Source organism: Pantoea sp. XAF26B01_ASV70 (genome assembly GCF_054512635.1).
In genome coordinates, this window is sequence record NZ_CM137251.1 from 2,006,797 (window position 1) to 2,019,458 (window position 12,662).

Consider the following 12,662-nt stretch of genomic DNA (forward strand, 5'->3'; position numbering starts at 1 on the left):
AGTTTCCCGATGACTATTCATGAATTCCAGCCAGCAATGGCGGCCCGCGCGGGAAGCGAACAGCTACTTACGGTCAAAGATTTACGCGTTACCTTTGGCACGCACGATGGTGATGTTACCGCCGTTAACGACCTGAACTTCTCGCTGCGCGCCGGTGAGACGCTGGGCATTGTCGGTGAGTCCGGTTCCGGCAAGTCACAAACCGCCTTTGCCCTGATGGGGCTGCTGGCGAAAAATGGCCGCATTGGCGGTTCGGCGATGTTCAATGGCAAAGAGATCCTGAATCTGCCCGAGAACAAGCTCAATAAACTGCGCGCCGAACAGATTGCGATGATTTTCCAGGATCCGATGACCTCGCTGAACCCCTATATGCGGGTGGGCGAGCAGCTGATGGAAGTGCTTAAGCTGCATAAAGGGATGAACAACGCGCAGGCGTTTGAAGAGTCGGTGAGAATGCTGGATGCGGTGAAAATGCCGGAAGCGCGGAAGCGGATGAAGATGTATCCGCATGAGTTCTCCGGCGGTATGCGTCAGCGCGTCATGATCGCCATGGCGCTGCTGTGCCGTCCCAAACTGCTGATTGCCGACGAGCCGACCACTGCGCTGGATGTTACCGTCCAGGCGCAGATTATGACGCTGCTCAACGACCTCAAGCGCGAGTTCAACACCGCCATTATCATGATCACCCACGATCTGGGTGTGGTGGCGGGGATCTGCGACAAAGTGCTGGTGATGTATGCCGGACGCACCATGGAGTATGGCCGTGCCCGTGATGTCTTTTATCAGCCGTCACATCCTTACTCGATTGGTCTGCTTAATGCGGTGCCGCGTCTGGATGCGGAAGGGGAAAGTCTGACGACGATACCGGGTAATCCACCCAACCTGCTGCGTCTGCCGCAGGGCTGCCCGTTCCAGCCGCGTTGTCCGCACGCTATGGATATCTGCACCCAGGCACCACCGCTGGAACCCTTTGGCGAAGGCCGTCTGCGCGCCTGCTTTAAGCCGGTGGAGGAGTTAGTATGAGCACCGTAGCTGAAAAAAGAGTGTTACTGGAAATCGCCGACCTCAAGGTGCATTTCGACATCAAAGATGGCAGGCAGTGGTTCTGGCAGCCATCAAAAACCCTGAAAGCAGTCGATGGTGTCAGCCTGCGTCTGTATGAGGGGGAAACCCTGGGCGTGGTGGGTGAGTCTGGCTGTGGTAAATCGACCCTGGCGCGCGCCATTATCGGGCTGGTGAAGGCGACCGAAGGTCGGGTCGCCTGGTTAGGCCGTGATCTGCTGGGGCAAAGTGAAGAGGAGTGGCGCAAGGCGCGAAGCGATATCCAGATGATATTCCAGGATCCGCTGGCGTCGCTGAATCCGCGTATGACCATCGGCGATATCATCGCAGAGCCACTGCGTACCTATCATCCAAAAATGGCGCGTCAGGAAGTGAAAGACCGCGTTAAAAATATGATGATGAAGGTGGGGCTGCTGCCTAACCTGATTAACCGCTATCCGCACGAGTTCTCAGGCGGTCAGTGTCAGCGTATCGGTATCGCCCGCGCGCTGATTCTGGAGCCAAAGCTGATTATCTGTGATGAGCCTGTCTCCGCACTGGACGTCTCGATTCAGGCCCAGGTGGTTAACCTGCTGCAGCAGCTGCAGCGCGAAATGGGCTTATCGCTGATCTTCATTGCGCACGATCTGGCGGTGGTGAAACATATCTCTGACCGGGTGCTGGTAATGTATCTGGGGCATGCGGTGGAGCTGGGCACCTACAAAGAGGTCTACAGCAATCCTCAGCATCCTTATACCCGTGCGCTGATGTCCGCGGTGCCGATCCCCGATCCGGACAAGGAGAAGAACAAGCAGATTCAGCTGCTGGAGGGGGAGCTGCCGTCGCCGATCAATCCGCCATCAGGCTGCGTGTTCCGCACCCGTTGTCCGATTGCCGGTCCGGAGTGTGCGAAAACCCGGCCGCTGCTGGAAGGCAGCTTCAATCACGCGGTCTCCTGTCTGAAAGTCGACCCGCTATAATGCAAAACGCCGGGCAATCGCCCGGCGTTTTCTTATCAAATCTGACGCTTACTCACGCCACAGGATATGACAGAGTTTGTGGTCTTTCTCGCGGCACAGCAGCACGCGAGCAAAGACGTCGGTGATCGGTTCACCGTCCGCTTCACCCAGCCCAATCACCACCTCGGCGAAGAAGTCCGGGTTCAGATCGAAATCGACATGATCTTTCCAGTCTTCAGAGGGATCGAACAGCTCTGCGCCACCGCGCTCTTCGAACTGCAGATTGAAGAGAATGACGTCTGCCGGATCAAGATTGTCGACTGCCAGTTCGAGAAAAATATCGTAGGCTTGTTCCAGCGTTTCATCTTCGGTAAGGCGATTATTTAAATCCATAGTCTGTCCTGTCGGCCTGCGGCCATTTACACAATCTGGCTCGTTTTACAGTAAAGGACTGAAGAAGTAAAACAGTCGTTCGACGATGCGTTGCCACCAGGCACGTTTTGCCCAGCGCTTGCCATCCAGCAGGCGGGAACGGGCGATATAGTCATCCTGCACACAGGCGAGATCGCTGCCAAAACCCGCATCATCAACCACCAGCGTCACTTCAAAATTCAGCCATAAACTGCGCATATCGAGATTCACGGTTCCCACCAGGCTCAGTTGTCCGTCGACCAGCACGCTTTTGGTATGCAGCAGGCCATCTTCAAACTGATAAATTTTCACGCCCGCTTCCAGCAACTCACTGAAGAAGGAGCGGCTGGCCCAGCCAACCAGCAGCGAGTCATTGTGACGAGGCACAATCACGCTGACATTGACGCCACGCTGCGCCGCCGTACAGATAGCATGCAGCAGATCGTCGCTCGGCACTAAGTAGGGCGTGGTCATGATCAACTGTTCACGCGCCGAATAGACCGCAGTCAGCAGCGCCTGATGGATCATATCTTCCGGGAAGCCGGGGCCGGAGGCGATCACCTGCACGGTGTGGCCGCTCTCCTGTTCAAACGGCATAATGTTGCGATCGGGCGGCGGCGGTAAAATGCGTTTGCCGGTCTCTATCTCCCAGTCGCAGCTGAAAACAATCCCCATCGCCGTCGCCACCGGGCCTTCCATTCGCGCCATCAGGTCAATCCACTGACCGACACCCGCGCTCTGTTTAAAGAAGCGCGGATCGACCAGGTTCATGCTGCCGGTATAAGCGATGTAGTTATCAATGAGTACGATTTTGCGGTGCTGACGCAGATCCATCCGTCGCAGGAAGACGCGCAGCAGGCTGACCTGCAACGCTTCCACCACATCGATTCCGGCATTGCGCATCATGCCGACCCAGGGACTGCGGAAAAAGGTAACACTGCCCGCAGAGTCGAGCAGCAGACGGCAATGAACGCCACGGCGTGATGCCGCCATCAGCGATTCCGCCACTTCATCCGCCAGACCGCCGGGATGCCATATATAGAACACCATCTCAATGTTGTGGCGGGCCAGCTGGATATCACGAATCAACGCCTGCATCACGTCGTCGGCGCTGGTGAGCAGCTGCAGCTGGTTGCCCTTGACCCCGGCGATGCCCTGACGATGGTAGCAAAGCTCAAACAGCGAACGCGCAACGTCGCTGTGTTCGGTGGCAAAAATTTCACGGCACTGCTTAAGGTCAGTAAGCCAGCGGGCAGTGGATGGCCACATGGTGCGGGCGCGCTCCGCACGACGTTTACCCAGATGGAGTTCGCCAAAAGAGAGATAAGCGATAATCCCTACCAGCGGCAGAATATAGATAACCAGTAGCCAGGCCATCGCGGATGTCACTGCCCGTCGCTTCATCAACACGCGCAGCGTAACCCCGGCGATCAGCAGCCAGTAACCAAACACCAGCAACCAGCTGATCAGGGTATAAAAAGTGGTCATAAAGTGGACATCCCGTTCGCGCTTTCGTCCGGCAAGTTTACGTGCAGATGACGGCTAACGGAACCCTTTATCCCGGACATCCTCGATGAAGGATCCGATTTGGTATTACCGCAGAGATCTCTATAATGCCCTCGCGTATATCTCGTGTGTATGACGTCAGAGAGGAAGTGATGAAACGAAGCAGAAATGAAGTGGCGCGCTGGAGAATGTTACGGCAGGTGCATCGCCGCCGCTCACGCTGGCTGGAAGGGCAGTCGCGGCGGTATAAGCGTATCCACTGCATTCGCCATCAGCTGGCACAACAGCAGCGTCGTTCGATTCTGTTTATTACGCAGATAATATAGCGAAAGCCCGGTGAATTCAGCCTGTCGGACAAAGCAGGCTATTCAGACTTCAAATCAGGCTTCAAAAAAAACCGATTCTGCCATCGCCCGTCGCGCTATCAGGTGCTCCTGATGCGACGCGCCACGATCGCTGACTTCGCGCATCAGACATTCCATTGAGCTGCCCAGCTCAGTCGGCCTGTGGTAACCCACACGATCGTACCATTCGTAAGACCACTTACGCGATTTACGCTGATAATAAACAGTGAGCCACACTGAGCAATTAGCAGGGTAACCACTCATTACTTCTATTTTGGGGTCAACAATAGAAAGGAGCCGGGATAACAGCGGGTCGAGCAATGTAAGGGACTGGCCAGAATAAGTTTTATGCATAATGTGCCCGCGACTGTGCTGTGCATCCATTCAGAGGTTCAACTCACAAGGGGTAAATGTAGACAGCTCTGCGAGATAATTCCTCTTTAATACTAAAAAAAGGGCGGAAAGATCATATTTTAATAGTAAAACAGGTCATTCAGGCGCGGACTAAAGAGGGAATATTAACAGGATAAAAACCGCAGGCTAACAAGTTGTACAACTTTACAATGTTGTAATGTGCTGTTATTTATGAGTTTATTGTCATTAAAACGTGACGATCTGATTTTTTAAGCTAAATATCTGTACAGATAGCTCGTTGTTGTATAACTTTATCGCATCGGTTATTAATCTTAAATGAATCCTATGAGGGTCAACCATGCAGACTAACGTTCGTATTCCCGCTTCAGTCTCTGACATCTCCGCGTATTTACACAGCGCCGCGCAGCCCTCACAACAGGCCATTCTTGGCTCCGTCGTGACAGAAATTATCAGTTCTGGCCGTAGTCTGAATCGTAAAGCGATCTGCTCAAAACTGATCGGCCGTTTACAGCATGTCACCAGTCCGGAAGAAGAACAGCACTATCATGCGCTGATTGGCCTGATTCTGGATCGCGGTTAACTCATCGCTGAAAATAGCTGTGGCGGGAAAATTAAGAGAGCGTGTATTACTGAAAGACCAGGCCGGTGTACTGCCGGTTTATTATCAATGTCGTTCAGAACAACGCTTTAATTTATTAAGATCAATTGGTCGCTGCGTTTATTCGCGAGGCAGAATATTCAGACCGGCCGGTTGCTGCGACAGAGAGTGATGTGCTGCTCTGTCGCAATGAAACCTCAGGTCTGATTAACCAGCGAGACGTTGTGTCGTCATCATCAGCGTTACGTTCACCAGCTGCAGTGCCGCCGCCAGCACGATCAGCATGACAATCCACTGCTTTTTATTACGCCAGCCCTGAGTTCGCCAGAGATAAACCGCGCTGCCGATCAGTAAAGCGATAATGGCCAATAGCCCCAGAATGATTATCTGCATCTTTCCTCTCTTGAACGATCAAAATAAAAATGGCTTCTGTGCCTGGCACAGAAGCCATTTTCAATGCTGAGTCACGATCAGAAGACGCGTTTAAACGGCTTAACCGAAACCTGCTTATAGACGCCCGCGGCGAAGTAGGGATCATCCTGTGCCCAGGATTGTGCTTCTTCTAATGACGGGAATTCAGCAATCACGGTTGAGCCGGTAAAGCCCGCTACACCAGGATCGTTGCTGTCGACAGCAGGCATCGGGCCTGCAATGATCAGGCGTCCCTCTTCCTGCAGCAGTTTGAGCCGTGCCAGATGGGCAGGGCGCACGGCGTTACGTTTTTCCAGTGAATCTGCAGTATCTTCTGCATAAATGACGTAAAGCACTAAGGAACTCCCATTAACCAGAATTTCGCAACACGTTAAGGGATTGCCCCTCAGAGTGCAAACGAAACCTCAGAGTGGTGAAAGGCTCAGCATAAAGGGCTAAAAAGCGCTTTTCTTCAGGCGGGATGGCGGGAGTTATTGAAACTGATTGCTATTTGCATTTAAAATCGCTGCTTCATTCAATCACTGCGACTGTTATGACCACGCTGACTATGCCATTACCTAAACGCACGCCTGTCTCCATGTTGTTGTCTGTTGCTTTGCATGGGGCCGTGATAGCCGGAATTCTGTATGCTTCATTCCAGCAGGTGATTGAGGTGCCCAAAGCGTCGCAGCCCATCAGCGTTACCATGGTCGCCCCTGAAGTCCAGCCTGAGCCTGCACCGGCCATCGTGGAGCCGCCTGCACCACAGCCAGAACCTCAGCCAGAACCTGAACCGGTGCCGGAACCTCAGCCCGTGCCCGAACCGCCGAAAGCGGAGCCGGTGCCGATTCCCAAACCTGAGCCTAAGCCAAAGCCCAAACCGAAACCAGAGCACAAGCGGGAGCAGCCTAAACGCGAGGTGAAGCCGCGTCAGGAAAGCAAACCGCAGGCCGATCCGTTTAAGCAGGAAGCCCCGGCGACGCAGAACAAACCGACCACGGCGCCAAAATCTACGCCGTCACCCACCTCATCGGCCTCAACCGGCCCAAAAGCACTGAACGTCAGTAAGCCTGGCTATCCACAACGCGCATTTGCACTGCGTGTAGAGGGGCGGGTACGGGTGAAGTTTGATGTGGACAGTGAGGGACGGGTGGATAACATCCAGATCCTCTCTGCTGAGCCGCGCAATATGTTTGAGCGTGAAGTTAAGCAGGCGATGAAAAAGTGGCGCTATCAGAGCGGACGGCCAGGGCAGGGTCTGACCATGAATATCGTGTTTAAGATTAATGGTGGGGCCAGCCTGGAATAAAGCGTCAGGTCAGGCTGAAACAGCCTGACCTGTTTTTCATTCGCCGGGTTGCTGGTTGGCACGACCGGCTGGCAGAGGACGGGAATTACCCTCATTGTCGACCGCCACATAAATAAACACCGCTTCCGTCGCAATGTAAGTTTGTCCAATCGGCTCAGACGACACTTTTTTGATCCACACTTCCACATTAATCGTCATGGAACTGTTGCCGGTACGAAGACAGCTCGCATGGCAGCTCACCACATCGCCCACCGCGACGGGCTTCATAAATGACATGCCGTCGACGCGAACCGTCACCACGCGTCCTTCAGCGATCTCTTTCGCCAGGATAGCGCCACCCATATCCATCTGTGACATCAGCCAGCCACCAAAAATATCGCCGTTGGCGTTGGTATCTGCTGGCATGGCGAGCGTACGCAGCACCATTTCGCCTTTCGGCAATGTATGTTTTTCGCCCATTGCTTCCACTTCTATGCAGGTGAATGCTAAAAAAATGCCCGGCGGACCGGGCAGATGATTATTTTTGTTCCTGCTGCGGCATCTGTCGCCAGATGTAAAGCCCGCTGAGCAGGGTAAACAGTAAGGTCAGACCGGAGAGACCGAACACTTTAAAGTTAACCCAAAACGCCTGAGATAACCAAAAGGCGACATAGATGTTTACCAGGCCGCAGATAAAGAAGAACAGCGCCCAGGCAACGTTGAGCCGGCGCCAGACCGCGTCGGGCAGCTGCAGCTCTTTGCCCAGCATGCGCTGAATCAGCGTCTGCTCCATAAACCACTGGCTGTAGAGCAGGGCGGCGGCAAACAGGCTGTAGATAACCGTGACTTTCCACTTAATGAACTCATCGTTGTGGAACACCAGCGTCAGGGTGCCAAAAACCGCCACCAGCACAAAGGTGAAAATCGTCATCTTTTCCAGCTTGCGATAGAGCACCCAGCTGACAACCAGCGCCAGACCGGTCGCGACAATCAGCGCGCCCGAGGCGACAAAAATGTCATACAGCTTGTAGAAGATGAAAAAGACCACCAGGGGAAGAAAGTCGAGTAGCTGCTTCATAGTTTTTCCATTCAGAGTTGGCTGCAAATGTGCCCGAAGGCACATCGTCAATCAACGTAACAGCATATAGAGCCGATAAAGATAGATAATCAACATCGCCGAAACCACATTGCCTGCCGCGGTGAAAATCACCGACGAGACATTCAGCGGTAAAACCGTCAGCGAAGAGAAGAACAGCATCACCACCACTTTGGCCAGCAGCCAGAGCAGAATCGCGGGGGCAATCAGCTTCACATTCTTCCACGCCATCCGCATGCTGGCCCGCATAGCGGCAAAGACACCCATCTTCTCACTGGCCACCATCACCGGAGCCAGCGACAGCAGAATCGTCAGCAGAATCCCTGGCACCACCAGCACCATAAAGCCCAGTTGCGCCACCAGCGTCATCAGGAAGGTGAGCAGCAGCAGCTTTGGCAGCAGCGGCGCTGAAGCACCAATCGCCCGCAACGCACTGACACGCTGGCCGGAAGAGACCATCGGGATCAGATAGAGCATTCCGCCAAGCAGCAGCGTGTTCCCCATCAGCGCAGCGAAGGTGCTGGCCGCCGAGGCGCGCAGCAGCACCTGCTGCTGTTCCGGTGACATATTCTGCACCATCTCAAACAGCGAACCGGCGCTATCGTCACCCTGTTGCAGGAGGGCCATCTGATCGGCACCTGGCGTCAGCACATGCACCAGCATGACGGTGATAAAAGCGGCCAGCAGCGACATCAACAGCACCGTAGCCAGTTGATGGCGCGCGAAATTTCCTGTGTCACGGTATAACGAGCTTGCCGTGATAGACATGTACACTCCTTTGAGGAACCGGGTTAATTAACCCGGCGATTGTACATGTTCTGACAGCTCGCGGGCACCCGCTGCGGCATAACTTTCTGTCATGACAGGTAAAGATGGAGAAAAAAGGGCGGGAAGACCATAGCGGGCGCGGGCGCGATCGCAGGCTTCATTGTGGATACCCGCTTCGCCCGACATCGAAAATTCCCGACAGGGCGTCGGACGTTGTTCGTAAATTCCGCAGGAGACACAGCCGCCAATCTCGCCCTCAAGGGCAACGCAGCGCGGCGCGCGATCGTTCGTTCCACGCATATTGCGCATTAACAGGCTGAGCGGTTCGGTTAATGCGGTTGGCACCGGGCCGCCGGCATCATCGGCTTCGGCCCAGTAAAATGAGACGCGGAAATGGGCGCAGCAGGCGCCACAGCTGACACAAGGGTTAGTTATTTCACTCATTTGATCACCCGCCCCTCCCAGGGCATCGAACCAAAATCACCAGAGAAGATAAGCAAAATAGGCCCGGCGAAATTATTCAGCAAGGGGAATTTTGCTGCGCCAGCCAGAGCCGAAATTGATCTAAATCAATTCATTGTTTTTTAAGTAATTTATCTGAAGGGTACAGAGTGCAATTTTCTGTAAATCACGTTAAATATTTGCCAGCAAAAAGCGATGACGTTCGCGACATTAACATTAAGCAAAGGAGTGATGATGAAACTGGCAAAATGCGCGATGCTGCTGGCTCTGGCTTTTCCGCAACTGTCGATGGCCCACGAAGCAGGCGACTTCTTTATGCGAGCCGGTAGTGCCACCGTCCGGCCCACCGAAGGTTCCGATAATGTGTTAGGGATGGGCGAGTTCAGCGCATCCAACGACACGCAGCTGGGCCTGACGTTTACTTACATGGCAACGGACAACATTGGTGTTGAATTACTGGCCGCCACACCGTTCCGTCACAAAGTGGGCCTGGGCCCGACCGGAACACTGGCAACAGTACGCCAGTTACCGCCTACGCTGATGGCGCAGTACTACTTCTTTGACAGCAAGAGCAAAGCGCGTCCTTACGTTGGCGTAGGTATCAACTACACCACCTTTTACGATGCCGATTTCAATCAAACGGGCCGCGATGCGGGCCTGACCGATCTCAGCGTGAAGGATTCCTGGGGTGTGGCGGGTCAGGTCGGTCTGGATTATCAGATTAACCGTGACTGGATGCTGAATGCGTCGGTGTGGTACATGGATATTGATACGGAAGTGAAGTTTAAAGCGGGTGGCGAGCAGCAGAATATCAATATGCGCATCGATCCCTGGGTCTTCTTCTTCGGAGCGGGTTACCGTTTCTGAGGATAAAGATAATAAAAAAGCCGCTGAATCAGCGGCCTTTTTTTGTCTGTTAAGACGTTATTTGATCTGCATATTGTTAACAACGGACTTCACACCCGCCACGCTGCGCGTAACCTGAACGGCACGGTTAGCCATCTGTGGTGATGAAACAAAACCGCTCAGCTGAACTTTACCTTTGAAGGTTTCTACGTTGATTTCAGTTGATTTCAGCGAGTCATCTTTCAGCAGTTCACCTTTAACTTTTGTGGTCACCACGGTGTCATCAATATAGCCACCGGTTCCCTCTTTGGTTGCGGTTGGCGCACAGGCGCTCAGTGTCAGCGCAACCACGCCCGCCAGTACAGCACCTGTCAGCAGTTTAACGAATTTCATTGCTTTCTCTCCCTGTCACAAAATGGATGCGACGTTACCGTAACGGCGCATTGTCATTGTGGTGCAGATTTTGCAAAAAGGGCAAATGGGGGAATGAAAAAAAAGGAAACAAATCATGCCTTATCGCGCGATAAGGCATGCTGGCAGGATTAACGGCTGGCGGCTTTAAGACGGCTGACAAAGTTCTTCAGCTCGCTCAGCATCACCTCAGGCTCTGAATGATGTTTTTCGATGATTCTGACAATCGCAGAGCCGGAGATCGCGCCCGCAGCGCCCGCGGCGATCGCTTCCTTAACCTGTTCAGGCTCAGAGATACCAAAGCCCTGCAGCGGCGGGGCTGCATGGTATTCACGCAGCTTGTCGATCAGATGCTGCAACGGCAGGCTGGCGCGGTTTTCAGCACCGGTCACGCCCGCGCGCGACAGCAGGTAGGTGTAACCCCGTCCGTGTGAAGCGATCTCGCGCAGCAGCTCATCGCTGGCGTTAGGCGGACAGATGAAGATGGGTGCTATGCCATGACGCAGCGCCGCCTGACGGAAGGGCGCGGACTCTTCAACGGGCACATCCGCCACCAGCACCGAATCCACACCCGCCTCTGCACAACGGGCATAGAACTCATCCACACCGTTGGTGAAGACCAGATTGGCGTACATCAGCAATCCAATCGGCAGATCCGGATACTTACGGCGGATAGTGGCCAGCATTTCAAAGCATTGGCTGGTGTTGGTGCCCGCCGCAAAGGCGCGTAACGTCGCATTCTGGATGGTCGGGCCATCTGCAAGGGGATCGGAAAAGGGAATACCCAGCTCCAGTGCATCCGCGCCTCCTTCCACCAGGGCATCAATCACACGCAGTGAAAGCTCCGGTGACGGATCGCCCAGCGTAACAAAAGGAACGAAAGCCCCTTCGTTATTCGCTGACAGACGCGTAAACAGTTGATTGTAACGTTCCATCAGATTTCTCCCTGCGCTGTCAAAATGTCATGAACGGTGAAAATATCTTTGTCGCCGCGGCCAGAGAGGTTGACCACAATCAACTGCTCTTTTTCCGGCTCGGCCTGAATCATCTTCATCGCGTGCGCCAGGGCGTGGGATGACTCCAGCGCCGGAATGATACCTTCATCGCGACAGAGCTGTTTAAAGGCGGCCAGCGCTTCGTTATCGGTGATGGAGACATATTCCGCACGACCGATGCTGTTCAGGTGCGCATGCTGCGGGCCTACCGACGGGAAGTCGAGGCCGGCAGAGATCGAGTAAGACTCCTCAATCTGGCCATCATGGGTCTGCATCATCGGCGATTTCATACCGAAGTAGATGCCGACGCGACCGTGCTTGAGCGGCGCGCCATGCTCGCCGGTCTCAATGCCGTGGCCCGCAGGCTCTACGCCGATCAGCTTCACGCTGGTCTCATCGATAAAGTCGGCAAACATGCCGATGGCGTTGGAGCCGCCGCCCACACAGGCGAGGATCGCATCGGGCAGGCGACCCTCTCTTTCCAGAATCTGCTTTTTAGTCTCTTCGCCAATCATGCGCTGGAACTCACGCACAATCGTCGGGAAGGGATGCGGACCCGCCGCGGTGCCGAGCATATAGTGTGATGTCTCGTAGCTGCCAGACCAGTCACGCAGCGCTTCATTACAGGCATCTTTCAGCGTGGCGGAGCCGCTGTGCACCGGGATCACTTCTGCGCCCATCAGACGCATACGGAAGACGTTGGGTGACTGACGCTCCACATCTTTTGCGCCCATATAGATGCGGCATTTCATGCCCAGCAGAGCACAGGCCAGCGCTGAAGCTACGCCGTGCTGACCCGCACCGGTTTCGGCAATGATTTCGTTTTTGCCCATGCGTTTGGCTAACAGCGCCTGACCCAGCACCTGGTTGGTCTTGTGCGCGCCACCGTGCAGCAGATCTTCACGCTTAAGATAGAGGCGGGTTTTGGTGCCTTTAGTCAGGTTTTTGCACAGCGTCAGGGCGGTAGGGCGACCCGCATAGTTCTTCAGCAGGTCGGTAAACTCGGCCTGAAACTCAGGATCTTTCTGGGCGTCGACAAACGCCTGTTCCAGCTGGCGCAGGGCTGGCATCAGGATTTGCGGAACATACATTCCGCCAAATTCGCCAAAGTAGGGATTAAGTAACGTCATTTTTTATCTTCCTTTCTCGGG

General features: G+C 54.3%; 18 protein-coding genes. 6 read left to right on the forward strand and 12 right to left on the reverse strand.

Annotated features, from left to right (window positions below):
- The first annotated feature begins 9 nt into the window (after nt 1-9).
- Both oppD and oppF read left to right on the forward strand, forming a co-directional pair.
- Nucleotides 10-1,023 (forward strand): ABC transporter ATP-binding protein, encoded by a 1,014-nt coding sequence (gene oppD / locus ACX8ZY_RS09350; RefSeq protein ID WP_010244386.1) that lies wholly within the window; start codon nt 10-12, stop codon nt 1,021-1,023.
- On the forward strand, nt 1,020-2,021 hold the full coding sequence (gene oppF / locus ACX8ZY_RS09355) for a murein tripeptide/oligopeptide ABC transporter ATP binding protein OppF (RefSeq protein ID WP_010244389.1): 1,002 nt from the start codon (nt 1,020-1,022) through the stop codon (nt 2,019-2,021). Before oppD ends, oppF begins: the two co-directional genes overlap by 4 nt.
- Before the next feature lie 48 nt (nt 2,022-2,069).
- On the opposite strand, the gene ACX8ZY_RS09360 is transcribed toward oppF, so the two are convergent.
- Nucleotides 2,070-2,393 (reverse strand): HI1450 family dsDNA-mimic protein, encoded by a 324-nt coding sequence (locus tag ACX8ZY_RS09360; protein WP_003853921.1) that lies wholly within the window; start codon nt 2,391-2,393, stop codon nt 2,070-2,072.
- Nucleotides 2,394-2,438: 45 nt separating this feature from the next.
- Nucleotides 2,439-3,899, reverse strand: coding sequence for a cardiolipin synthase (gene cls / locus ACX8ZY_RS09365; protein ID WP_010244396.1), 1,461 nt, complete (start codon nt 3,897-3,899; stop codon nt 2,439-2,441).
- Between the two features lie 170 nt (nt 3,900-4,069).
- Here cls and ACX8ZY_RS09370 point away from each other — a divergent pair, with 170 nt between their 5' ends.
- Entirely contained in the window at nt 4,070-4,243 is a 174-nt protein-coding gene (locus tag ACX8ZY_RS09370) for a YciY family protein (RefSeq protein WP_003853917.1), read from the forward strand.
- A 54-nt stretch (nt 4,244-4,297) separates the two neighbouring features.
- Here ACX8ZY_RS09370 and ACX8ZY_RS09375 read toward each other — a convergent pair whose 3' ends face one another.
- Entirely contained in the window at nt 4,298-4,525 is a 228-nt protein-coding gene (locus ACX8ZY_RS09375) for a hypothetical protein (protein WP_223565405.1), read from the reverse strand.
- A gap of 448 nt (nt 4,526-4,973) precedes the next feature.
- On the opposite strand from ACX8ZY_RS09375, the gene ycgZ reads away from it, so the two are divergent.
- Nucleotides 4,974-5,216, forward strand: coding sequence for a regulatory protein YcgZ (ycgZ, locus tag ACX8ZY_RS09380; protein WP_010244401.1), 243 nt, complete (start codon nt 4,974-4,976; stop codon nt 5,214-5,216).
- A gap of 225 nt (nt 5,217-5,441) precedes the next feature.
- On the opposite strand, the gene ACX8ZY_RS09385 is transcribed toward ycgZ, so the two are convergent.
- Together ACX8ZY_RS09385 and ACX8ZY_RS09390 are read right to left on the reverse strand one after the other, a co-directional pair.
- Nucleotides 5,442-5,627, reverse strand: a complete 186-nt coding sequence (locus tag ACX8ZY_RS09385) for a hypothetical protein (protein WP_010670260.1) — start codon at nt 5,625-5,627, stop codon at nt 5,442-5,444.
- 77 nt (nt 5,628-5,704) lie between these two features.
- Nucleotides 5,705-6,001 carry a YciI family protein gene (locus ACX8ZY_RS09390; RefSeq protein ID WP_010244407.1) on the reverse strand — a complete coding sequence of 99 codons (297 nt, stop codon included), beginning with the start codon at nt 5,999-6,001 and terminating at the stop codon, nt 5,705-5,707.
- A 197-nt stretch (nt 6,002-6,198) separates the two neighbouring features.
- Here ACX8ZY_RS09390 and tonB point away from each other — a divergent pair, with 197 nt between their 5' ends.
- A complete protein-coding gene (gene tonB / locus ACX8ZY_RS09395; RefSeq protein ID WP_029519522.1) occupies nt 6,199-6,954 on the forward strand; it encodes a TonB system transport protein TonB in 756 nt (251 codons plus the stop codon).
- Nucleotides 6,955-6,990: 36 nt separating this feature from the next.
- Here tonB and yciA read toward each other — a convergent pair whose 3' ends face one another.
- Genes yciA through ACX8ZY_RS09415 form a run of 4 tightly spaced genes read right to left on the reverse strand, consistent with a single transcriptional unit; the run spans nt 6,991 to nt 9,241 of the window.
- Complete coding sequence (gene yciA, locus ACX8ZY_RS09400; RefSeq protein ID WP_010244413.1) at nt 6,991-7,413, reverse strand: acyl-CoA thioester hydrolase YciA; 423 nt, start codon at nt 7,411-7,413, stop codon at nt 6,991-6,993.
- Between the two features lie 58 nt (nt 7,414-7,471).
- The gene (locus ACX8ZY_RS09405) at nt 7,472-8,011 is read right to left on the reverse strand and encodes a septation protein A (protein ID WP_010244416.1); all 540 of its coding nucleotides are present in this window, start codon (nt 8,009-8,011) and stop codon (nt 7,472-7,474) included.
- A 51-nt stretch (nt 8,012-8,062) separates the two neighbouring features.
- Entirely contained in the window at nt 8,063-8,797 is a 735-nt protein-coding gene (locus tag ACX8ZY_RS09410; protein WP_010244420.1) for a YciC family protein, read from the reverse strand.
- 27 nt (nt 8,798-8,824) lie between these two features.
- Complete coding sequence (locus tag ACX8ZY_RS09415) at nt 8,825-9,241, reverse strand: YkgJ family cysteine cluster protein (RefSeq protein ID WP_033757852.1); 417 nt, start codon at nt 9,239-9,241, stop codon at nt 8,825-8,827.
- A gap of 249 nt (nt 9,242-9,490) precedes the next feature.
- Here ACX8ZY_RS09415 and ompW point away from each other — a divergent pair, with 249 nt between their 5' ends.
- Nucleotides 9,491-10,126 (forward strand): outer membrane protein OmpW, encoded by a 636-nt coding sequence (gene ompW, locus ACX8ZY_RS09420; RefSeq protein WP_029519099.1) that lies wholly within the window; start codon nt 9,491-9,493, stop codon nt 10,124-10,126.
- A gap of 57 nt (nt 10,127-10,183) precedes the next feature.
- Here ompW and ACX8ZY_RS09425 read toward each other — a convergent pair whose 3' ends face one another.
- The 3 genes from ACX8ZY_RS09425 to trpB all read right to left on the reverse strand — a co-directional run bounded on the left by ACX8ZY_RS09425 (nt 10,184) and on the right by trpB (nt 12,641).
- A complete protein-coding gene (locus tag ACX8ZY_RS09425; RefSeq protein ID WP_010244430.1) occupies nt 10,184-10,498 on the reverse strand; it encodes a BON domain-containing protein in 315 nt (104 codons plus the stop codon).
- A 149-nt stretch (nt 10,499-10,647) separates the two neighbouring features.
- Nucleotides 10,648-11,451 carry a tryptophan synthase subunit alpha gene (gene trpA / locus ACX8ZY_RS09430; RefSeq protein ID WP_010244433.1) on the reverse strand — a complete coding sequence of 268 codons (804 nt, stop codon included), beginning with the start codon at nt 11,449-11,451 and terminating at the stop codon, nt 10,648-10,650.
- A complete protein-coding gene (gene trpB, locus ACX8ZY_RS09435; protein ID WP_010244436.1) occupies nt 11,451-12,641 on the reverse strand; it encodes a tryptophan synthase subunit beta in 1,191 nt (396 codons plus the stop codon). The genes trpA and trpB overlap by 1 nt, the downstream gene beginning before the upstream one ends.
- Nucleotides 12,642-12,662: the final 21 nt, after the last annotated feature.